The sequence below is a fragment of the Labrenzia sp. PO1 genome (genome assembly GCF_012273635.1).
GTDB classification, from domain to species: domain Bacteria; phylum Pseudomonadota; class Alphaproteobacteria; order Rhizobiales; family Stappiaceae; genus Roseibium; species Roseibium algicola.
The window spans coordinates 286,921-307,138 of the sequence record NZ_JAAXCR010000001.1 but is presented as its reverse complement, the minus strand read 5'-3'; the positions used below and the strand labels follow the sequence as shown (position 1 = coordinate 307,138).

Annotated in this window: 21 protein-coding genes and 1 riboswitch; of the genes, 7 read left to right on the top strand and 14 right to left on the bottom strand. The window is 59.0% G+C overall.

Going from position 1 to position 20,218, the window contains the following annotated elements; all coding sequences use genetic code 11:
• Positions 1-7: 7 nt before the first annotated feature.
• From HCG46_RS01505 to HCG46_RS01495, 3 genes are all read right to left on the bottom strand, one after another.
• Positions 8-616: an ABC transporter ATP-binding protein gene (locus HCG46_RS01505; RefSeq protein ID WP_168684249.1), complete on the bottom strand. Its 609-nt coding sequence runs from the start codon at positions 614-616 to the stop codon at positions 8-10.
• A gap of 142 nt (positions 617-758) precedes the next feature.
• Positions 759-1,976 (bottom strand): NADP-dependent isocitrate dehydrogenase, encoded by a 1,218-nt coding sequence (locus tag HCG46_RS01500; protein ID WP_023000814.1) that lies wholly within the window; start codon positions 1,974-1,976, stop codon positions 759-761.
• Positions 1,977-2,199: 223 nt separating this feature from the next.
• Positions 2,200-2,640 (bottom strand): Rrf2 family transcriptional regulator, encoded by a 441-nt coding sequence (locus HCG46_RS01495; protein ID WP_055655131.1) that lies wholly within the window; start codon positions 2,638-2,640, stop codon positions 2,200-2,202.
• 131 nt (positions 2,641-2,771) lie between these two features.
• On the opposite strand from HCG46_RS01495, the gene HCG46_RS01490 reads away from it, so the two are divergent.
• Positions 2,772-4,193, top strand: a complete 1,422-nt coding sequence (locus tag HCG46_RS01490) for an MFS transporter (RefSeq protein WP_168684247.1) — start codon at positions 2,772-2,774, stop codon at positions 4,191-4,193.
• A gap of 9 nt (positions 4,194-4,202) precedes the next feature.
• Here HCG46_RS01490 and HCG46_RS01485 read toward each other — a convergent pair whose 3' ends face one another.
• On the bottom strand, positions 4,203-5,003 hold the full coding sequence (locus tag HCG46_RS01485; protein ID WP_168684245.1) for a class I SAM-dependent methyltransferase: 801 nt from the start codon (positions 5,001-5,003) through the stop codon (positions 4,203-4,205).
• A gap of 94 nt (positions 5,004-5,097) precedes the next feature.
• A complete protein-coding gene (locus HCG46_RS01480) occupies positions 5,098-5,253 on the bottom strand; it encodes a hypothetical protein (RefSeq protein ID WP_168684243.1) in 156 nt (51 codons plus the stop codon).
• A gap of 490 nt (positions 5,254-5,743) precedes the next feature.
• On the opposite strand from HCG46_RS01480, the gene HCG46_RS01475 reads away from it, so the two are divergent.
• Positions 5,744-7,846, top strand: a complete 2,103-nt coding sequence (locus tag HCG46_RS01475) for an EAL domain-containing protein (RefSeq protein ID WP_168684241.1) — start codon at positions 5,744-5,746, stop codon at positions 7,844-7,846.
• Positions 7,847-7,881: 35 nt separating this feature from the next.
• Here the strand turns inward: HCG46_RS01475 and aroQ are convergent, their stop codons facing one another.
• Together aroQ and HCG46_RS01465 are read right to left on the bottom strand one after the other, a co-directional pair.
• Positions 7,882-8,406 (bottom strand): gamma subclass chorismate mutase AroQ, encoded by a 525-nt coding sequence (gene aroQ, locus HCG46_RS01470; RefSeq protein ID WP_168684239.1) that lies wholly within the window; start codon positions 8,404-8,406, stop codon positions 7,882-7,884.
• A 50-nt stretch (positions 8,407-8,456) separates the two neighbouring features.
• A complete protein-coding gene (locus tag HCG46_RS01465) occupies positions 8,457-8,690 on the bottom strand; it encodes a hypothetical protein (protein WP_023000821.1) in 234 nt (77 codons plus the stop codon).
• Positions 8,691-9,014: 324 nt separating this feature from the next.
• A riboswitch (cobalamin riboswitch) is annotated at positions 9,015-9,226 on the top strand.
• Positions 9,227-9,279: 53 nt separating this feature from the next.
• Between HCG46_RS01465 and HCG46_RS01460 the strand changes: the two genes are divergently transcribed.
• A complete protein-coding gene (locus HCG46_RS01460; protein WP_023000822.1) occupies positions 9,280-9,957 on the top strand; it encodes an energy-coupling factor ABC transporter permease in 678 nt (225 codons plus the stop codon).
• 90 nt (positions 9,958-10,047) lie between these two features.
• Here the strand turns inward: HCG46_RS01460 and HCG46_RS01455 are convergent, their stop codons facing one another.
• Positions 10,048-10,533 carry a YHS domain-containing (seleno)protein gene (locus HCG46_RS01455; RefSeq protein WP_075283922.1) on the bottom strand — a complete coding sequence of 162 codons (486 nt, stop codon included), beginning with the start codon at positions 10,531-10,533 and terminating at the stop codon, positions 10,048-10,050.
• A 182-nt stretch (positions 10,534-10,715) separates the two neighbouring features.
• On the bottom strand, positions 10,716-11,087 hold the full coding sequence (locus HCG46_RS01450; protein WP_023000824.1) for a hypothetical protein: 372 nt from the start codon (positions 11,085-11,087) through the stop codon (positions 10,716-10,718).
• Between the two features lie 183 nt (positions 11,088-11,270).
• On the opposite strand from HCG46_RS01450, the gene HCG46_RS01445 reads away from it, so the two are divergent.
• Complete coding sequence (locus tag HCG46_RS01445) at positions 11,271-12,218, top strand: AraC family transcriptional regulator (RefSeq protein WP_023000825.1); 948 nt, start codon at positions 11,271-11,273, stop codon at positions 12,216-12,218.
• A 6-nt stretch (positions 12,219-12,224) separates the two neighbouring features.
• Here the strand turns inward: HCG46_RS01445 and HCG46_RS01440 are convergent, their stop codons facing one another.
• Together HCG46_RS01440 and HCG46_RS01435 are read right to left on the bottom strand one after the other, a co-directional pair.
• Positions 12,225-12,941, bottom strand: coding sequence for an HAD family hydrolase (locus tag HCG46_RS01440; protein ID WP_168684237.1), 717 nt, complete (start codon positions 12,939-12,941; stop codon positions 12,225-12,227).
• Complete coding sequence (locus HCG46_RS01435; protein WP_023000827.1) at positions 12,938-13,438, bottom strand: MarR family transcriptional regulator; 501 nt, start codon at positions 13,436-13,438, stop codon at positions 12,938-12,940. The genes HCG46_RS01440 and HCG46_RS01435 overlap by 4 nt, the downstream gene beginning before the upstream one ends.
• Before the next feature lie 248 nt (positions 13,439-13,686).
• Here HCG46_RS01435 and HCG46_RS01430 point away from each other — a divergent pair, with 248 nt between their 5' ends.
• Positions 13,687-14,508: an alpha/beta hydrolase gene (locus HCG46_RS01430; RefSeq protein ID WP_031269231.1), complete on the top strand. Its 822-nt coding sequence runs from the start codon at positions 13,687-13,689 to the stop codon at positions 14,506-14,508.
• 186 nt (positions 14,509-14,694) lie between these two features.
• On the opposite strand, the gene HCG46_RS01425 is transcribed toward HCG46_RS01430, so the two are convergent.
• From HCG46_RS01425 to HCG46_RS01415, 3 genes are all read right to left on the bottom strand, one after another.
• Positions 14,695-15,381, bottom strand: a complete 687-nt coding sequence (locus tag HCG46_RS01425) for a hypothetical protein (protein WP_023000829.1) — start codon at positions 15,379-15,381, stop codon at positions 14,695-14,697.
• A 76-nt stretch (positions 15,382-15,457) separates the two neighbouring features.
• Positions 15,458-17,683 (bottom strand): NADP-dependent isocitrate dehydrogenase, encoded by a 2,226-nt coding sequence (locus HCG46_RS01420; protein WP_353621803.1) that lies wholly within the window; start codon positions 17,681-17,683, stop codon positions 15,458-15,460.
• 264 nt (positions 17,684-17,947) lie between these two features.
• Positions 17,948-18,394, bottom strand: a complete 447-nt coding sequence (locus tag HCG46_RS01415) for a DUF2267 domain-containing protein (RefSeq protein ID WP_168684233.1) — start codon at positions 18,392-18,394, stop codon at positions 17,948-17,950.
• Positions 18,395-18,571: 177 nt separating this feature from the next.
• Here HCG46_RS01415 and HCG46_RS01410 point away from each other — a divergent pair, with 177 nt between their 5' ends.
• Together HCG46_RS01410 and murI are read left to right on the top strand one after the other, a co-directional pair.
• Positions 18,572-19,384 (top strand): RNA methyltransferase, encoded by an 813-nt coding sequence (locus HCG46_RS01410; protein ID WP_023000834.1) that lies wholly within the window; start codon positions 18,572-18,574, stop codon positions 19,382-19,384.
• 9 nt (positions 19,385-19,393) lie between these two features.
• Positions 19,394-20,188 carry a glutamate racemase gene (gene murI, locus HCG46_RS01405; RefSeq protein WP_152506181.1) on the top strand — a complete coding sequence of 265 codons (795 nt, stop codon included), beginning with the start codon at positions 19,394-19,396 and terminating at the stop codon, positions 20,186-20,188.
• Positions 20,189-20,218: the final 30 nt, after the last annotated feature.

The following is a 20,218-nucleotide window of genomic DNA, read 5'->3' as shown; positions in this document are numbered from 1 at the left end:
TAACCGGTCACGCGGGCGCTCCCTGGCCAGCACCTACCGTCAGCTGGCCTTTTTCCATGACAAGCCGTCGTGCCCCGAGCCGTTCGGGCTGGCCGGGGTCGTGCGTGACGATCAGAAGAGCGCGATTGGCAGCAAGCTGGTGTTTCAGGAGAGTTTCGACCAGGTCAACGGAAGGCGGGTCCAACGCGGAGGTGGGTTCATCCAGGAGAAGAACCTGCGGTGCTGTCTGGAGAGCGCGCACAAGGGCAAGGCGTTGGCGCTCACCGGTGGAAAGCCGGGAGACCTCCCAGGCAAGCGCATCGGCAAGACCAACCTGGTGCAGCAGGTTGGGAAGGTCGGAAGTTTCGGCAAAATGATCCTGAACTCGGTCCGCCCACCAGCCGCTTTCGGCAGGCACGTAAGCCACCTTTCGGCGCCATTCAGGAGCCGGTATGGATTCGCGCTCCGTGCCATCCAGGGCAACATGGCCGGCGCTTTCATCGAGATCGGCAATTGCTCTGAGAAACAGGGATTTGCCTGCGCCGGAGGGTCCTGAAATCGCAACGGCTTCACCCGCCTGCAAGGCAAGGTTCAGGGGGCCGATCAGAGGCGTCTTCAATTCGCGGATCGTCAACACCGTGCTCTCCTCTGGCTACCGGCCAGGTGAGCCTAGCGCGGGCCGGGAAGAGGGACAATCGGCAGGTTGTTGTTGGGCCGAAAAGCAAAACACCGCGGACAATGTCCGCGGTGTTGCTCCTTCGGCCTTCACAGGCAATGCCTTAGTGTGCGGCCATGGCCTTGGCCAGGTTCTCGTCGATCTTGTCCAGGAAGCCGGTGGTGGTGAGCCAGGCCTGATCCGGGCCGACGAGCAGGGCAAGGTCCTTCGTCATGTGGCCGGCTTCCACCGTGTCGATACAGACCTTTTCCAGCGTCTGGGCGAAACGGGCAAGCTCCTGATTGTTGTCGAGCTTGGCCCTGTGCGCGAGCCCGCGGGTCCAGGCGAAGATCGAGGCGATGGAGTTGGTCGAGGTGCTCTCGCCCTTCTGGTGCTGGCGATAGTGGCGTGTGACCGTGCCGTGGGCGGCTTCCGCTTCCACGGTCTTGCCGTCCGGTGTCATCAGGACGGACGTCATCAGGCCGAGCGAGCCGAACCCCTGGGCAACCGTGTCGGACTGGACGTCACCGTCGTAGTTCTTGCAGGCCCAGACGTATCCGCCCGACCATTTCAGAGCGGAGGCGACCATGTCGTCGATCAGCCGGTGTTCGTACCAGATGCCGGCTTCGGCGTACTGGTCCTTGAATTCGGCTTCGTAGATCTCCTGGAACAGGTCCTTGAAGCGGCCATCATAGGCTTTCAGGATCGTGTTCTTGGTGGAGAGGTAGCAGGGCACCTTCCTGTTGAGCGCGTAGTTCAGCGAAGCGCGGGCAAAATCGCGGATCGAGTCGTCGAGATTGTACATCGCCATCGCGACGCCGGCGGACGGTGCGTCATAGACTTCGTGTTCGATCACCTGGCCGTCTTCGCCGGTGAAGGTGATTGTCAGCTTGCCCTTGCCGGGGAAGCGGAAGTCGGTGGCGCGATACTGGTCGCCAAAGGCATGGCGGCCGACGATGATCGGCTGGGTCCAGCCCGGCACGAGGCGCGGCACGTTCTGCATGATGATCGGCTCACGGAAGATAACGCCGCCAAGGATGTTGCGGATCGTGCCGTTGGGCGAACGGTACATACGCTTCAGGCCGAATTCCTCAACCCGCGCTTCATCCGGTGTGATGGTGGCGCATTTGACGCCGACGCCATGTTCCTTGATGGCGTTGGCCGCATCGACCGTGATCTGGTCGTCGGTCTCGTCGCGTTTCTGGATCGACAGATCGAAGTAGAGCAGGTCGATGTCGAGATAGGGGTGGATCAGCTTGTCCTTGATAAAGGCCCAGATGATCCGGGTCATCTCGTCGCCGTCGAGCTCGACGACCGGATTGTCGACTTTGATCTTTGCCATGGGACGCATTGCCTCGCGGGTCTGGAAAATGGGAAGGTGAAACGGAAATCTGAATGGTGCGAGTTGTACCTGATTTCTATTGTGTGCGCTTGTATACAATGTTGCGCCGCGAGGCAAGGGGGCTGTTCAGTTTGCTCCGGACCATGCCTCGAAGAAGGTTCTTGAATGGAGGTCTTCACAGGTGTTCCGAAGATTGCCCAAGGTTTGCGGCTAAAATTCGGACCTAAAGTTTTTCCTGATGCTCCCGGATTTCCTGCGCATGCGGCCGTACCAGATCGGCCACCGTGACCTGCCCAAGCTTCTCCTGAAATGTTTCGCGTGCCGCCTCCAGAGCGGCTGAAGTTGCCCGGTTGGCCGCCTGTTCCAGAAGGCAGGTGGGGGCGTCGGCGGATTGACCGACGGCAAAAAGCTGTGGTGAGCCAAGGGCGGCATAGACCTCGGCCAGCGAGATGCTGTCCAGGCTCTTGGCCAGCACCCAACCGCCGCCATGACCCTTGGTGGCCCCGACGAAACCCGCTTCCCGCAGCCCCGCCATGGTGCGCCGGACCAGGGAAGGGTTGGTGTTGAGCATCTTCCCGATCTGGTCGGACGTCACCGGGTCTTCTGTCTGGTCCAGATGCAGGAGCACGTGAAGCACGCGCGGCAATCGGCTGTCGGTTCGCATGGAAATCTCCGTTTGGAAAACCTTATGCCGGATTCGATTACGTGACAATTCAAGGCACATGAGATTGACGTGTGTGAATATGTAACTTTATAAGTAACAAAATCGAGTTCACGCCTTGCCAGGAGTTCTGAATGTCCCTTTTGTTTGACGGTGCGACCAGGGAGAGGCGCAATCGCTGGGCGGCGCTCGCCGCGCTCTACCTCGCCATGTTCATGAATATTCTCGATGTGTCGGTCGTCAATCTGGCGCTGCCGTCCATCCGCCAAGGACTTGGTGCCACGGACACCCAGTTGGAATGGGTTCTGGTTGTCTATGTGCTGGCCTTTGCCGCCGGTTTGCTGCCTTTCGGCCGGTTTGGAGACGTGGTCGGCAGGGGTCGGGTCTTCCGCTGGGGTGTCGCCGGGTTTACCGCCAGTTCCCTGGCATGCGGCCTGGCCCCCGATATAAGCACCCTGATTACCGCCCGTGCCCTGCAGGGGCTTTGCGCTGCGATGATGGTGCCGCAGGTACTTGCCATTGTTCACGTGATCTTTCCGGCAGAGGAAAAAGGCAAGGCCATCGGCCTGTTCGGCTCCATCAGCGCACTTGGGGCCGTGGCGGGGCCGCTGGTGGGCGGGGCAATTGTGGCGGCCGATATCTTCGGGCTGGGCTGGCGGCCGATCTTCCTGATCAATCTGCCTGTCGGGGTGGTCTCCCTTGCCGGTGCTCTTCGCTTTCTGCCACATATCGAAAACGAGAGCCGGGTGATGCCGGACTGGTCCGGAACGTTTCTTTTTGCCCTTGCGGTGCTGTCGCTGGTGTTTCCGCTTGTGGAAGGCAGGCAATTCGGCTGGCCGGTCTGGTGTTTTGCCTTGATGGGGCTAAGCGCAGTTCTGGCTGTCCTGTTCTACCGGCTGCAGGTTCAGAAGGCGCGCCTCGGCCAGGCGCAGCTTCTGCCGGTGCTTCTTACTGGAGACCGCGTTTTTGTTGCGGGCGTCGCGTTTGTCGCGCTGTTCTTTTCCGGTCTTGCAGGCATGTTCTTCATGATGGCGCTCTTCCTGCAGGCGGGCCTTGGATTATCGCCCATGACAGCCGGGCTCATCCTGGCGCCGCATCCTGTTGGTGTCATCCTTGCATCCGCGATGACAGGCCGCTTCGGAGCCCGCTTTCAGGCGGCAAGGATCAGCCTTGCCATGCTGGCGGTCTTCTGCGGTCTGGTGGCGGTGCGCCTGCTTGTTTCCGATGGACTATCGGCAAGCCTGCTGGTGGTGCCATTCCTGATTGTCGGTCTTGGTACCGGAACGATGATTCCAGCATTGTTCCAGCTCGTGTTGTCGCGGGTTTCCGGACCGGATGCCGGAGCGGGGTCCGGCGTTCTCCAGGTCTTCCAGCAGATCGGCATGGCGCTTGGCATCGCGGTGCAGGGCCAGATCTTCTTCCAGGTTCTGGCGGCTGGTCGTAGTGAGGCTCTGTACCGGGATGCTGCGGCTGCAGCGTTGCTCTATCCGGCGAGTTCGTGTTTCGCGCTTGCTGTGCTTGCCGTTGGTCTTGCCTGTAAATTCCGCTCTGGATGAACTGCGTGGTCACGGCTGCTGGTAGCGGACAGCAAAGGCGCGTGCGGGCAAGCGGATTTCTCCGCCGGTATCGAGTTGACCCTGGAGCTTTGCTTTCAGCTCATCCCGTTTTTCCCGTGGCAGGTTCATGCAATAGCCGGGTGCGGGCCCGGCGCCGAGCGTGAAGGGATGCCAGAATTCCTCAAACCCGGGAAACACGGTGTCGACTTCAAGGGTGTGAACACTGGCACCCGGCAACCGGGCTTCAGTGCAAAGTTGGCGGAGCCCGTCCGGAGTGCAAAAGGGAAACCGAAGCGCCTCATCAAGTTCTTCGGCTGCGGGGTCGATTGAAGCGGCTGCTTTCCAGAAGGCGTCAATGAAGCCCATGCCACCTCCCGGGTAGTCCCAGACATAGAAGGATATTGTTCCGCCAGGGCGGGTAATGCGACGCAACTCGGCCAGCGCCTGCAGCTTGTCCGGAACGAAGTTGAGCGCGAGCGCGGACGTTGATACGTCAACGGAGTTGTCGGGAAGCGGCAGGTCCTGTGCAGACCCGACTTCAAAGCGGGCTCTCTCGTCGGTGATCGCTTCCCGCGCATGCATCACGAAGCCTTCCGAAAGATCGAGACCGACAACCGAATTTGGCTTGGCCATATCGAGTATGGTTTCGGTCAAGGCTCCGGTGCCGCACCCTATGTCCGCCCAGTCTGCATCAGCAGGCGCGTTGAGCCAGGACACGAACTCTCTTGCGATCAATCGGCTCCATCTGCCCATGTAGTGATCGTAACTGCGACCTGCACTCCAGGAATCGTGTTTCGCATTGCCGGACATGTCCTTGGCCTCCCGCCCAGGACTGATATTCCAGATACGAAAATAGTGCCTTTGAAAGTGAATTTGGACAACGGCAATCTATCTAGCGCCGGACCTAAACCGCGAGAAAACCGCTCAGATGGGGCAGGACATTCGAGAGCTGCAGGTCAGATCCAGAACTGCGGGCGAACTGGCGCACTTCGATCAGGCGATTGAAGGCCGCACCAGGTTCACCGCGCGGCAGCTGGGCTTCTGCAATCCGGGTGTCCACGTAGGGCCGCGCCTGCACTGCTCCCGTGCCAATATGCCGAATCCGGTCCCGGTAAAGTAAAAACTATTTATAGTTGCCTTGCTCGACAACAAACCACGAAAATTGCCCACGAACCGACAACGCCAAGAACAGTATGTTCGGAAGCTACTCAGACGCGCGTCGATTTGGGGTGTTGGTTGAAAATCGCACCTTTCGGTGCAGAAATCGGGCCAAGTTGAGAGTGTGATCGATTCAAATCTTCCGTAGATGCCGGTCCGGCTTGGTAATTCTACGCGGACAGTGTTTCTCGTGAATTCAGTAGTGCCTAGGAAATTTTGACGAGCAATTTGGCCGGTGTGAAAGAAATAGATGCTCGTAGGTTCAATAGTTCCTGAATAGGGCCGTGTTTCCTCTTTCAGGTTCAGAATTTGTTGAGGCGGCTGCCGAAACACTGCTGGTATCGGGTCGCAGTTCGACCCGGGCAACGCAATGGACCGAAAGGGCTTGTTTCGTGCTCGAAACCGTTCGATCAAGAGGAAACGCGCTGTTCAAGCGCGTCTTTGTGCGGGCAACGCTTTATGGCGTGTTCGGATTGCTGGCTTTTTCGCTGGTTCTGATCGGCATCGATTATCTGACCCAGACGGACAAGATCGAGGAACGCCTTGCTCGGACTGCTCACGACAAGGCGCTGTTTGTCACCAATATCGCGGCGCGCGAAATCGCCAACAAGAACTATGGTGAAGTCGAGCGGCTTTTGAATGCGATTGCGGGTGACAAATACATTATCGCAGCCAAGGCCTATAGCCGCTTCGGTCAGGAGTTCGCCAGCGATTTTACCTCCGCAGAACCCTCGAGCGCCGTGCAGTTCAACGAAGGCGCCCTGAATGTCGCGCAGTCGGGCAAGGCTCAGTATTCGGAAACCGCCGACATGATCGAATACATCCTGCCGGTTTCCCGCAGTGGGGAAGTGGTGGGGTCCGTGCTGGTGCGCATTTCGAAGCACGAGCTTGCGGGCGTTCTGAGGGAAAAGATTGTTCAGGTGGTGTTGATCCTGGCGGTTCTTCTTCTTGCCTTCGTTCCGGTGATTGCTGCGCTGATGTACCGGGCAACGGCAGGTGTCAGCCGCGTGACGCAGGCAGCCAATGAGGCTGCAGCCGGTTACCTCGACTGCAATCTGGAAACTGATGCACCGGGCGAGGTGGGTGACCTGCAAACCGCGTTCCGCGGAATGATGGTCAAGCTGCGCGAGAATATTCTGCGGATCGAGGAACTCGCCTACACCGATCGCATTACCGGTTTGCCCAACAGGGCCAAGCTGGACAATGTCGCGATGACGCTAATCGATCTGCGACCCAAGGAAACGGGCAGCGTTCTTTACATCGGACTGGACCGCTTCAAACTGATCAACGACATGCACGGACATGCCGTAGGCGACAAGCTGTTGCGGCTGGTCGGCAACCGGTTGGCCGTCCTGGTCGACGAGCTGGCCAAGCCACTGACGTCAAAACCCCCCTGCGTTGCCCGGTTTTCAGGCGACGAATTCGTCGTACTTTTACCCGGCGTCGATGATCTGCAGACGCTTGCCAAGTTGTCCAGAACGATGGTCGAGCGGCTGGGTGGGGCCTACAGAATTGGCCGGCTTTCCCTTTCGCTGACCGTCAGCGCGGGGATCGCGAGATACCCGGAGCACGGTACAACGGCCGAGGAAGTTCTGCGAAACGCCAACATGGCCATGTATGAAGCAAAGGGTGCCGGCAGGGCTCAGTCGATCGCCTACAACGATATCATTCGCGAACGGATGACCGAGCGCGAACAGATCCGGCACAGGCTGCAAAGCGCGCTGAGAGACCGCACGCTATCCGTTCATTACCAGCCGAAGGTCGACATTTCGTCCGGCAAGATTGTCGGTTCAGAAGCGCTGCTGCGCTGGAACGATGCCGAACTCGGATCCGTACCGCCCTACAAGTTCATTCCCGTGGCAGAAGAATGCGGTCTGATCGTTCCGATCGGAGAATTCGTGCTGGCATCCGCGCTCTCCGACATGAAATCCCTGCACCGGCAGAATGTCGATGTATCTGTCGCCGTGAACGTTGCGCCCGCGCAGCTGCAGGCAAAGGGATTTACCGGCAGAATGCTCGGGATCATTGGCGAGAGCGGGTTCTCGACGGAGAAGCTGGAACTGGAAGTGACGGAATCGAGCCTTGTCGACTATTCGCAGAACCTTCTGGATCAGATCCTGCCGATCAAGAAAGAAGGCGTCAAATTTGCAATCGACGACTTCGGCACCGGCTATTCCTCGCTGCACAGTCTCGCGAGCATGCCGTTCGACACGCTGAAGATCGACCGGTCCTTCATCATGGACATTGCCAATTGCGAGGATCGCCGGACCATCGTCGAGCTGATCCTGATGCTGGCGAGGCAGCTCAATCTCAACACAGTTTCCGAAGGGGTCGAGACCCAGTTGCAGATGGATTACATCAATCTGTGGGGCGGGACTCTCGGCCAGGGCTACTTGTGGAGCCCGGCGGTGCCGTTCGGCGAGTTCTCGCGAATGGTCATGAAGCGGGAAGAAGAGGCGAATGCGGCCGAGCCCTGGAGGCAGGCAGCCTCCTGAACTCCGATAAGGGATGTCCTGATGGCCGTATGTGTCTAGTCGTGTACGTCGACCAGACCTTCAAACAGAGCGCTCTTTGAACCGTCGGACAGGCATTCCACGGTCAGCGCCTCCGTGAAGGCCTGCTGGTCAGAGGATTCGACGGGGCTTTCTGCGAGTAGCGTCAGGATCTCGTTGCCGAGGCGCAACAGCTCCGGACGGACATCCTTGATCAGGTCGGGTACGTTCTGCGGACGAGCTTCGCCGCTCTCCCAGCGTTCGATCCAGCAGGTTTGAATGTCCTTGGCCGCATCTATCTGCGCCTGGAAAAACAAGGTGACATTGTCAGCCGACAGGCCGTTTTCGACTGCCTTTTCGCGGGCAGCATCCAGCACCACCTTTTCCCTCGGCAGATCCTCGACAGGTTTGTCGTTATCCGCTTTCCAGGCTGCAACCGACTGCATGAACGACAGACGTTCGTTGATGGCGCCGAACAGCTTGTCAGGTGCCGCCCAGCCAGGAGTGACGGTGGCAGCAAGGAGAGATACCGCAAAAGCGGTCAGGGGAATCGATTTCAACATGGCCGAAGACTTTCACAGGTCACCGCCTGCGGCAAGTCTTTGGTTGTAGTCTACTTCTTTTCAACCGAGCGGCTGATCTCGGTGATCACGCCGAATGCGACGGCGGCCATGATCTTCAATAGTCCGCTGTCGAGCGCCTGTTCGCGTGTCAGATTGCCAAGGAAAAAACCCGGTCTTGGTTCAGTGACTGCACCAAGAGTAACGCCGGCCAGAAGTGCCAGCTGAATGCAGCCAAGGAAAAAGACGACACCAGCGATAAGCGTTCCCAATTTGGTAAAGGGCATTGCAAACTCTCATGATGTGCTTTGTATGCGAGTGAGGTTATCTTTCGTTAGGGTTTCCGCAAGTAAAAATCACAATTACCCTAAATACAGAAAAATTTAATAAATAATGGTTTTGATTTTCATCTTTGATTGGATTCTTCAAATGTCATGTTTTTCAGGTGGCTGACGCAATTCCCTGAAGAAGTATTTTGAGATCTGAAGCTTGTCGGTGATGCTGACCCGGCTGATTTCGGTGGCGGTCTTCAGGCGGCAAAATTTCGGTGCAATGTCGCATTCAGACCGAATATGGCGAAAATTCGCTTGCAGAATATCGCCAATCCTTGCAAATCTAGACGATGCGATGGTTTCGCCCGAACAAGCGTAAGGGCGGATGAAATGGGAACACGGTGAGGCGTACCCAACAGGGACCAATACCGTGGCTGCCCCCGCAACTGTATGCGACGAGCAAAGCCCTTCAAGCCACTGGAGCGATCCGGGAAGGCGGGCAGCGCAGAGACTCGCGAGCCAGGAAACCTGCCATCCAGCGGTCCCATCGGGGCCGGTTCACACCATCTGCTCGCGCACGGAGGGTGCGCAAAGGAGAAATGACATGCATATCGAACCGGGCATCGTCGACGGTGCCAAAATCGTACTCAGCTACGGCACCGCGGCTGCTTCCTTCGGCCTTCTGGGCAAAATGGCTCTCGACACGATCCGCAAAAGCGGCGTTCTCAGCCTTGCCGTCCGCTCCGTCATCACGACGGTTGCCGTATTCTGCTTCTTCGAAATCCTGCCGCATTACCCGGTTGGTGTTTCCGAAGTTCACTTTATCCTGGGCTCCACCCTGTTCCTGATGTTCGGCGCTGGTCCGGCAGCAATCGGTCTTGCTGCAGGCCTTCTGCTCCAGGGGACGCTGGTTGCTCCTTTCGACCTGCCGCAGTACGGCATCAACGTCACCACGCTGCTTGTGCCGCTGTGGGCTGTCAGCATGCTGGCAAACCGCATCATTCCGGAAAAGACCGCCTATGTTGACGTTTCCTACGTTCAGGCACTGGCTCTTTCCACCACGTTCCAGGCCGGTATCGTTGGCTGGGTTGCTTTCTGGGCATTCTACGGCCAGGGCTTCGGTGCCGAGAACATGGCTTCCGTCGGTTCCTTCGGCTTTGCCTACATGCTGGTGATCCTGGGCGAGCCGCTGGCTGACCTGGCTGTTCTGGCCGCTGCCAAGACCCTGGCGCCGCTGACCCGGAACCTTGCTTTCGAAAATCGGCTGCACAACGCGGCTTAAGTCTTCGGGCTTTTGCCGAAATCAAGTCACGAAGGGCGGCCCTGGGGCCGCCCTTTTTGTTTGTCGTTCCCACGCCTTGACAACGAACAATCAGAGCTTCGTTGCCTCGGTAGAGCGGATCTTCTTCCAGTTGGCTTCCGCCTTGGTGATCGTGCCGGACTGGTCTTTCTGGAACTCGCGGAAGATGGCCTCGTTCAGGAACAGATAAAGCTTGCCGTCCACAACAGCTGCGAACTGCGGATCGCCGTCGAACTTCTTGCCGACTGAAACACCGAAGGTGCAGAAGCCGCCGTTTTGCGGCAGGTACTGATCCGGATGCGCGGTGAAGGCATCCATGGCTTCCTGGGATGCGAAGTAATAGGCAACACCGTCGTGGACGGCCGTATATTGCGCGGTTCCGTCAATCCGGTTGCCCAGGCTGACAAAGGCCACGGGATCGACACCATGAAGACCGAGCGGGCTGCCGGCGGCCGTCAGGCCACTGGAGGTGTTGTATTCGTCCGCGGCCATTGCCGGGGCAGAGAGAGCGGCAAGAGACAGCAGCGTTGCGGCAATGGCGGATTTCATCAAGGACATGTTCTACTCCTGAAAGGGTATGAAGGTTGAAGGCCGGATTTGCTCCGGTGCCTCTACCTTGCGTCCGAAGCTCAGGCGTCTCCATGTTCGCAAGTTCCCGAGGATTTGCAGATCGTCCGGATTGCAGTTCAAAAAAAGACACCGGCGTGAGGGCCGGTGTCATTGTGCGTGGACGGGGGCTGTCAAGCGGCCTGCGCAACCGTTTCCTGCGGTTTGGCAAGGCTGACCACTGTCAGGACGGCAATAGCGTTGACCAGGTAATAGGCGAAGTCGAGGCCGGTAAAGCCAAGTGCGAAGGGAGCTGCCAGGAACACGATGCCGACGGCAAAATCGACCGCCAGATGGACCGAATACGGCAGAATGCGGATGATGCCGGTCTGGTGATCCGTCAGGATCGTCAGGGCCAGGGCCGCAAAGCCTGTCAGGAAGGATAGCCAGAAGGCGATCGGGTTGGATTGGCCGAGATCAAGGAATACGGGCAGGGCAATAAGGCCGATCGCGACGGGATAATCGAGATAGGCGTGCATGGTCTTGGTGACGAAGCGAACAGACATCTTTCAGGTGCTCCAGGTTGGTTTCCTGCGGGCGGATTGCCCACGAGCCCAAAGATGTTGGTCGACTTCGGTTCTATCCATGCACGAAAGTCCCTGAAAATTGACCGATCGTCCGGGAGCCTTGCGCTTTGCGGTGTTGAGGCAAAAATGCGGGAATGAGACTTCAACCGGAACCGGCCTTTCATGAAACATGACGCCCTGACCCAGATCCTGGATGCCTTGAAGCTACGGGGATCCGTCTATTTCCATACCTGTTTTTCGCCGCCCTGGGCTGTGCGGGTGCCGGCATTCGGCAATGTCGCGAGGTTTCACATGGCAATGCGTGGTGGCTGCTGGCTCGCGGTAGACGGTGTTGACAAGCCGATCCGCCTTGCGACCGGTGACCTGGCCGTCATTCCGCACGGGGCCGCTCATATCCTGAGCGATGAACCGGGCCGTCCCGCCGCCGAAGTGGACGAGGTCGTGCGGCAATCCGGTTATACGGGGGAAGGTGCGCTCTATTACGGGGGGCCGGACGAGGAACTGGCCTGCAAACTGTTCTGTGGCCATTTCGAATTCGAGGAAGGCTCGGTCCATCCGCTGCTCGATGCCTTGCCATCGGTCATTCATCTGCCCAACACACAGACGATGAACGCCTTCTGGCTGGAAGCAGTGATGCGTTTTGTTGCCAGCGAGGTGCGCGCCGGGCAGCCGGGGTCCGAGGCGATCATCCACCGGTTGACGGAGATCATCTTCATCCAGGTGGTGCGAACGTTCGTCGACAGGGAGGGGGACAGGGCCGGATGCCTGGCGGCGGTGCTCAACCCGAAGCTCGGGCGCAGCATGTCCAAGATCCATCTGGCGCCGGAAAAGCCCTGGACGGTGGAGAGCCTTGCCCGGGAAGCCGGCATGTCCCGGACGGTTTTTGCGGACAGGTTTACGAACCTCGTCGGCATGACGCCGCTGGCCTATGTCACCCACTGGCGCATGGAACGGGCACGGCGCGACATTCGGGAGACGGATCTGCCCCTGATCGATATTGCCGAAAACATCGGCTACAGCTCGGAAGCCGCGTTTAACCGGGCCTTCAAGCGTCAATTCAACCAGACGCCCGGACAGGTGCGACGGCAAGGCGCGGCGGTGCCGGCCTGATTTGAATCAGTTGGCGGCCAGATAAGCCGGCAGATCGGCAACGCTCTCCAGAACGGCATCCGCCAGGGTTTCCAGGTCGTGGCGCGCGCTTGTGCCCGTCAGGACACCGATACAAAGTCCGGCGCCCGCCGAACGGGCCATTTCCAGATCATGCGTGTTGTCACCGACAACGGCGATCCGGTCCACTGCAAGACCTGTTGCCTCGGCAAAGCCGCGAACCATGCCCGGTTCCGGCTTCGGGCCAAAACCCGTGTCGTAACCCGTGACGAAGGCAAAACGGGGCGCAAGCCCGGTGCCGGCGAGAAAGGCCCTTATGGCCGCTTCGCTGTCGCTGCTGGCAACACCCAAAGTGAACCCGGTTCCGCTCAAGGTCTCCACAGCTTCCGGAATGCCAGTAAGGGGCGCAGCATCATGCATGCAGCCGATGAACACCCGGTCGAGGTCTGTGGTCAGCGGGCCTTCCTGAAAATCAGCACCGCAGGCAATCCAGGCAGCCGCAATTTCCGCAGAGTTGCCGGCTGCAAGCAGAGACCCGGCCGCGGATTTTCCGGTCACCAGATCCATGCCGGTCTGTTCCAGGAGCCTGTCGGCCAGGGCGCGGTCGCCTCTGGCTGCATGGAGCGAGGTTTCGCGATAGGCCGGTGCCCATGTCGCGTCGAAATCCAGCAGGGTGCCGTCCTTGTCAAACAGGATGGCGGTGATGTTGCCTGTGAGGTTGTTCAAGTCCGGTCTCCCGTGGATTTCAGGTTGGACCGCAATGTGTCGAGTGCGGATTTCAAATCCTCGAAAGCCTGTTCCGAAAGACCGGATGCCTCGGCAACACATTGCGGCACGGCAGCCGCCTTTTCCCGAAGCGCGTTACCCTTGGCTGTCAGGCAGACATTGACGACGCGCTGGTCTTCCAGATCGCGGACGCGGGAGACAAGCTCCATTGCTTCAAGGCGCTTAATCATCGGTGTCAGCGTGTTGTATTCCAGGCTGAGCGCGTCGCCGATATCCTTGACCGTTCTCTCGTTTCTGCGCCAAAGCAGGGTCATCACCAGATACTGCGGATAGGTGAGGCCGAGCTCTTCCAGCAAAGACCGGTAAAGGTGATTGAAGGCCAGATTGGCCTCATAGACGGCAAAACAGAGAAAATCGTCGAGATCTCCGCCCAAGGCGTCCGGGCCGGTGTTCTTCAAGGGCTTCGAGGCGCCTTTGTTTTCAGTGCGTTCTGACATGAAACGTTCCTAAGCAGCATTTTTTTTCTTGGCAAGCGTTGACAGAGCGAACTTGCCGATACATATACATCGCACACGATTAAATCGTGCACGAGTTAAATGGAGATCGTCCGATGGGAAACAAGATCGTTGGGCCGCAGGTCAACCGTCGCCAGGCGCTGATTGGCGGCGGTGTCCTTGGGCTCGGTCTGGTGATGGCACCGAAGTTCGGTGCCGCAAAACAACTGCTTGAACAGGAGAATCTGAAAATGACGACTTTCACGACATCCGATGGCGCAGAGCTTTTCTACAAGGACTGGGGGCAGGGGCAGCCGATCGTCTTCTCCCACGGCTGGCCGCTGTCGGCTGATGCCTGGGACGCGCAAATGCTGTTTTTCGGCCAGAACGGTTTTCGGGTGATTGCCCATGACCGCCGCGGCCACGGCCGCTCCAGTCAGCCATGGGACGGCAACAACATGGACCGCTACGCGGACGATCTTGCCGAACTGATCGAGCATCTGGATTTGAAGAACGTGATCCTGATCGGTCATTCCACCGGTGGTGGCGAGGTTGCCCATTATGTCGGCCGGCATGGCAATGACCGGGTCGCCAAAGTCGTTCTCGTCGGTGCTGTGCCGCCGCTGATGCTGAAAACGGCAGACAATCCGGACGGCACGCCGATGGAAGTGTTCGACGGTATCCGCCAGGGGACCGCCTACAACCGGTCGCAGTTCTTCAGGGATCTGACGGTGCCATTCTATGGTTTCAACCGCGATGGGGTCGACACCAATCAGGGTCTGCAGGAAAGCTTCTGGCTGCAGGGCATGGCCGGTGGCATCAAGGGTCAGTACGACTGTATCCGAGAGTTCTCGGAAGTCGACTACACCGGTGACCTGAAGGCCATCAAGGTGCCGACGCTGATCGTGCATGGCGACGACGACCAGATCGTGCCCATCAAGGCTTCTGCCCACCGGGCGGCGGAAATCGTCGACGATGCCACCTTGAAGATCTATGAAGGCGGTGGCCACGGTCTTGCACAATTGCAGGCCGAGGAGTTCAACAACGACGTTCTGGCATTCATTCGCGGATAAGCGGTGTCGGAAAAAACGGGCGGCTCGGTGAGCCGCCCTTTTTCGTTGCCAGCCTCAAATCGTCTCCCCGCACGAAGCGCAACAAATAACCGGACCCGGATCTGCGGCTCGGGAAGGTCAACTAAAGCAACCGATCGTCATGAGCCCCGGGGATCACCTACACCCAGGCAATAACGCTTTTCGGGGCTAGTGTCTGACTGTTGCCCCACGCTCGTTCAGAAGCAGATCGAAGAGAAACGGCACATTCATGGAGCCGAAACGGCTTGCGCGTGCGACACCTTCGTCGGAGATCTCCACAATGCCGAACATCTTGTAGAGGCGGAAAAGATAGTTCGAAGACTGGTCCAGATCGAAATCGTAGCGTGGATCAGAAAAGAACATCCGGAACGTGTGCAGCGCCTCGAGCGGGAAACCCGTGTGATGCTCCCGCAGATTGTCGAATTTCGTGCAGAAGTCTTCCAGCGTTTCCCTGTTGCCATCCAGCTCTTCCATCTGGATGCGCTGGGCAATTACAAAGTCGGCGATATGTTCCTTGCCGTAGTCGGTCAGCCCGCGCTCGATCAGGTGCCCCTGCATGTCTTCGGGCAGGGGCTTTTCCGTTGTCCTCATGTAGCCGAGGTGTTCCAGGCGGGCATAAAGTTCGTTCGTGACGCTGCCGGGCCCGGTCAGAAAGACTGGTTCGTGCTCATCATCCATGAGCTGTATGGCACCGCGCAGGGTCGAAAAATCGCCATCGCTGAGCGCATGCACCAGAAAACTCGTGTCCGGCCACCATTTGGCTGATTGAGGGTCGTTTGTTGCCGAGAAGAGGGTGAACTCTTCCCCGGCTCCATTCCGGACAACCGGCTGATGGTTCTCGTTTTGAAGGACCATTTGAAATGAGCTCCCTGGCGCAAAAAAAGAGGGCGGCCGGAGCCGCCCTACTTCTACCCAAGGGTGTATTTGCAAATCAACCGATAATGGCGTTGAGCGTTGCGCTCGGACGCATGACGGCGTTCACCTTTTCCTGCGGGGCATGGTAGTAGCCACCAGTGTCGGCGGGTGAACCCTGAACGCCGTTGAGCTCGGCAACAATCGCATCTTCCTTGGCAGAGAGCGCTTCGGCGATCGGTGCGAAATGCGCCTTCAGCTCGGCGTCCTTGTCCTGTGCTGCCAGTGCTTGTGCCCAGTAAAGCGCGACGTAGAAGTGGCTGCCGCGGTTGTCCAGGCCACCGACCTTGCGGGACGGGGACTTGTCATTGTCGAGCAGCTTCTCGACGGCCTTGTCAAGCGCGTCCGCCAGAACCTGTGCCTTGTCGTTGCCCTTGACGTTGGCCAGGTGTTCCAGCGATGCACCGAGGGCACAGAACTCGCCCAGGCTGTCCCAGCGCAGGTAGTTCTCTTCCATCAGCTGCTGAACGTGCTTGGGAGCGGAACCGCCTGCGCCGGTTTCGAAAAGACCGCCACCGTTCATCAGCGGAACGATGGACAGCATCTTTGCCGAGGTGCCGACTTCCAGGATCGGGTATAGGTCGGTCAGGTAGTCACGCAGCACGTTGCCGGTGATGGAGATCGTGTCTTCGCCGCGGGCGATACGCTCGGTGGAATATTTCGCCGCATCGGACGGAGCCATGATCTGCAGGTCGAGACCGGAAGTGTCGTGTTCCGGCAGATAGGCTTCCACCTTCTTGATCAGTTCCGCGTCATGAGCGCGGGTCTTGTCCAGCCAGAAGACGCCCGGCATGCCGGACAGGCGAGCGCGGGTGACGCCGAGCTTGACCCAGTCGCGGATCGGGGCGTCCTTGGTGCGGCAAGCGCGCCAGATGTCGCCTTCTTCGACGGCATGTTCGATCAGGGTGTTGCCGGCAGCGTCGACGATGCGGATGGTGCCGTCAGCCGGAGCCTTGAAGGTCTGCGGATGCGAGCCGTATTCCTCGGCCTTCTGGGCCATCAGTCCGACGTTCGGCACGGTGCCCATCTTGGCCGGATCGAGCGCGCCGTTTTCGCGGCAGAAGTCGATCACGGCGGAGTAGACGCCGGCATAGGAGCTGTCCGGGATCACGCACTTGGCGTCGCCTTCCTTGCCGTCCGGACCCCAGCCCTTGCCACCTGCGCGGATCAGGGCCGGCATGGAGGCGTCGATGATGACGTCGGAAGAGACATGCAGGTTGGTGATGCCCTTGTCGGAGTTCACCATGTACATGGCCGGGCCGTTGTCGAGAGCAGCCTTGATGTCGGAATTGATCTCGGCGGCCTTGTCGGCCGGCAGCGTGGCGACCTTGGCTTCCAGATCACCGATGCCGAGGTCCGGATTGACGCCGAGCTCGGCAAAGGTTGCGGCGTGCTTGTCGAAGACGTCCTTCAGGAACGCCCGCACACAGTAACCGAAGATGATCGGGTCGGAGACCTTCATCATGGTTGCCTTCATGTGCAGCGAGAACAGGATACCCATGTCCTTGGCGTCCTGGATTTCCTTTTCCAGGAACGCGAACAGCGCCTTGGCGCTCATGTAGGTGCCGTCGACGACGTCGCCTTCGTCCAGGGCAAAGTCGCCCTTGAGAACCGTTGCGGTTCCGTCCTTGCCGACGAATTCGATCTTGGCCTTGCCTGCGGATCCGGCAGAAACGGTCACCGACTTTTCGTTGGAGAAGAAGTCGTTTTCACCCATGGTGGCGACGTGGGTCTTGGAAGACGGCAGCCATTCACCCATGCGGTGCGGGTTCTTCTTGGCGTATTCCTTGACTGCTTTCGGCGCGCGGCGGTCGGAGTTGCCTTCGCGCAGCACCGGGTTCACGGCAGAACCCTTGATCGCGTCATACTTGGCCTTGACGGTCTTTTCCTCATCCGTCTTCGGCTCGGACGGATACTCAGGCAGCTTGTAACCCTGGGCCTGGAGTTCCTTGATGGCGGCGTTGAGCTGGGGCTGCGATGCCGAGATGTTCGGCAGCTTGATGACATTGGCGTCCGGCTGCTTGACCATATCGCCGAGGACCGCAAGATCGTCGGACTGTTTCTGTGCGTCCGTCAGATACTCGGGGAAGTTCGCCAGGATACGGCCTGCGAGGGAGATATCCTTGGTACCGACGGTCAAACCGGCTGCCTTGGTGAAGGAGCGGATGATCGGCAGGAACGAGGCGCTGGCCAGTTCCGGTGCTTCGTCGACCTTGGTGTAGATAATGTCGGCCATGACAGTCACATTTCCTAGCGTTCGAACTGTGGACGGGGAGGGCGCTCAGGTGGCCCTCCGATGAATTTCGAATTGCGTATACAATTGTACGCAATCAATTGAAAGCCCTTCGGAAGGAGTAGGGCGGCAACTTGAGGGGAGTTCTAGCAAACGGATTGGAAAAGTCCATTGTGAGGACGCTGAAAGCTGACCGGTTCACATCAAGGGGCATGTATAAAGATCTGTATGATCGGGTCTTTCTCGTCCTCTGGATGGTTTAGGCAGATGCGTGTTTCATTCCCGGGCAGAGACGTGTTCAGGCCGCCAGAACGCGGCGGCGCCTTCGGGGAAGCCTGTCAGCACCCGATCGAGCTCCCGCTCGTCGATTGAAGACCGGCGCAGGGCCGCCGCGATATCTTCGATTGCGCTGTCCGGTGCCAGGTTGTGATGCCTGCGGACCGACTTGACTTCGCGGATCAGTGTTTCCCGGTCTGGGAAGGCAGGTGGCAACAGGCCGGACGGATGCCAGTCCTCGACGAAGATCGCCCGGGTCACGGCCGGAAGAATATTGGCGAAAGCAAGGGCCTGTTCCGTCGTCAGATGGTCGCGGAAGGTATGCAGCACGGCGCGCAGCGTGTGATAGGCCTGATGATGGGTCTGCAGCATGCAGGTGTCACGAACATCATGGATGAAGGCATCAAACTCCACCGATGCGCGGAAATAGGTTTGCGGCATGGGCATTCATGTTCACTCTCGTTGTGCCTTTTTGGTTTTACATCCTTTCCGCCGAAAAGCGGGAGGTTTTCGCACGAACCTTTGCAAGAGGGGCGATTGGCGTCCGAATGCACAATTCTGTGGAGCTGTGGGCTTTCCTTTAAGTCTTTTCATCGGGCGTTCCTTCCGCTAAATCCCCGCTTCATGAGCAAGAATGCACACATCAGAGACGAAGCCCGCGCCGTGACCGCCAAGCCGCCGGCAGTGATCCTTTGCGAGCCGCAGCTTGGCGAGAACATCGGCACGGCGGCAAGGGCGATGGCGAATTTTGGTCTGGTGGATCTGCGGATCGTCAATCCGCGCGACGGCTGGCCGAGTGAAAAGGCAAGAGCTGCGGCAAGCCGGGCGGATCACGTTATCGACAAGGTGCAGGTTTTCGACAGTGTCGAGGCGGCTATTGCCGATCTGCAATTTGTCTTCGCCACCACGGCCCGCTCGCGCGAAGTGCCCAAGCCTGTGCGGGGGCCGGATGAAGCTGCCAAAAAATCCGTCGAACTTGGAGAACAGGGTGCCGCGACCGGTTATCTGTTCGGCCGAGAGCGCTGGGGTCTCAACAACGAGGAAGTGGCTCTCGCCGACGAGATCGTCACGCTGCCTGTAGATCCGGATTTTGCCTCGCTGAACATTGCGCAGGCAGTGCTGGTGTGTGCCTATGAATGGCGCAAGACCGCGACGTCCGGCGCATTGCCCTTTATCCTGTCGGAAGAAGTGCATCCACCGGCGAAGAAGGACGAAGTGCTGCGCTTCTTCGAGCACCTGGAAGGGGCACTCGACAAGGCTACCTTCTTCCGTCCGCCGGAGCGGCGGCCGCATATGGTGCGCACGCTGCGCAACATCTTCCAGAAGGCGGAGTTGACCGACCAGGAAGTGCGCGCGCTGCGCGGTGTCGTGGCCTCGCTGGAAAAACGGGAAACGCGACCGCGCAAGGACAGATCAGGTTCAGGCAGCGAAGAATAGAGGCAGATCTTGCAGGGTTCGGGGCCGGTACTCTTTTTCGATTCAGGTCTTGGCGGGCTCACGGTGCTGCGCGAAGCGCGATATCTGCTGCCTTATGAGCCGCTCCTTTATGTCGCCGACGATGCGGCCTTTCCCATCGGCCGCTGGCCGGAAGCGGAATTGAAAGAACGGATCGTATCCCTTTTTGACGATCTGATTGCCGAACACGGCCCCAAGGCGGTGGTGATTGCCTGCAATACAGCCTTCACGCTCGCAGGGGACGCCTTGCGAGAGAGACATCCAGACGTGCCTTTTGTCGGCACTGTTCCGGCAATCAAGCCGGCGGCGGAGCGCACCTCCTCCGGGCTGATCTCGGTTCTGGCAACGCCGGGCACGGTGCGCAGAACCTATACACGAAGCCTGATCGAGAGTTTTGCCAGCCAGTGCCATGTCCGGCTTGTCGGATCGGACAAGCTGGCGGAACTGGCCGAAAAACATCTGCGTGGCGACACCGTCTCCGACGCAGACCTTCTGCCGGAAATCTCTGACTGTTTCCTGGAACAGGACGGCAAGCGGACCGACATCGTCGTGCTGGCCTGCACCCACTATCCGTTTCTTGCCAACCGTTTCCGCAGGATTGCTCCCTGGCCGGTCGACTGGCTGGATCCGGCGGAAGCCATCGCCCGCCAGTTGGTCCGAGTTCTGGGGGAGGGGGCTGCAAGTGAACCTTCCCGCCATCTGCCAGATCGGGCGATCTTCACCTCGGGCACGAAGGATGCGGGGGTGTCACGGCTGCTGGCCGGGTTTGGCCTGGTACTGGACTGATTGGCAGCGTAGTCGCACGGGCCTTTTTCC

Excerpts from the sequence above, each read along its gene's own strand:
- HCG46_RS01500 (WP_023000814.1), bottom strand. The coding sequence starts at position 1,976 with ATGGCAAAGATCAAAGTCGACAATCCGGTCGTCGAGCTCGACGGCGAC.
- HCG46_RS01495 (WP_055655131.1), bottom strand. The coding sequence starts at position 2,640 with ATGCGAACCGACAGCCGATTGCCGCGCGTGCTTCACGTGCTCCTGCAT.
- HCG46_RS01490 (WP_168684247.1), top strand. The coding sequence starts at position 2,772 with ATGTCCCTTTTGTTTGACGGTGCGACCAGGGAGAGGCGCAATCGCTGG.
- HCG46_RS01485 (WP_168684245.1), bottom strand. The coding sequence starts at position 5,003 with ATGTCCGGCAATGCGAAACACGATTCCTGGAGTGCAGGTCGCAGTTAC.
- aroQ (WP_168684239.1), bottom strand. The coding sequence starts at position 8,406 with ATGTTGAAATCGATTCCCCTGACCGCTTTTGCGGTATCTCTCCTTGCT.
- HCG46_RS01465 (WP_023000821.1), bottom strand. The coding sequence starts at position 8,690 with ATGCCCTTTACCAAATTGGGAACGCTTATCGCTGGTGTCGTCTTTTTC.
- HCG46_RS01460 (WP_023000822.1), top strand. The coding sequence starts at position 9,280 with ATGCATATCGAACCGGGCATCGTCGACGGTGCCAAAATCGTACTCAGC.
- HCG46_RS01455 (WP_075283922.1), bottom strand. The coding sequence starts at position 10,533 with ATGTCCTTGATGAAATCCGCCATTGCCGCAACGCTGCTGTCTCTTGCC.
- HCG46_RS01450 (WP_023000824.1), bottom strand. The coding sequence starts at position 11,087 with ATGTCTGTTCGCTTCGTCACCAAGACCATGCACGCCTATCTCGATTAT.
- HCG46_RS01445 (WP_023000825.1), top strand. The coding sequence starts at position 11,271 with ATGAAACATGACGCCCTGACCCAGATCCTGGATGCCTTGAAGCTACGG.
- HCG46_RS01435 (WP_023000827.1), bottom strand. The coding sequence starts at position 13,438 with ATGTCAGAACGCACTGAAAACAAAGGCGCCTCGAAGCCCTTGAAGAAC.
- HCG46_RS01430 (WP_031269231.1), top strand. The coding sequence starts at position 13,687 with ATGACGACTTTCACGACATCCGATGGCGCAGAGCTTTTCTACAAGGAC.
- HCG46_RS01425 (WP_023000829.1), bottom strand. The coding sequence starts at position 15,381 with ATGGTCCTTCAAAACGAGAACCATCAGCCGGTTGTCCGGAATGGAGCC.
- HCG46_RS01415 (WP_168684233.1), bottom strand. The coding sequence starts at position 18,394 with ATGCCCATGCCGCAAACCTATTTCCGCGCATCGGTGGAGTTTGATGCC.
- HCG46_RS01410 (WP_023000834.1), top strand. The coding sequence starts at position 18,572 with ATGAGCAAGAATGCACACATCAGAGACGAAGCCCGCGCCGTGACCGCC.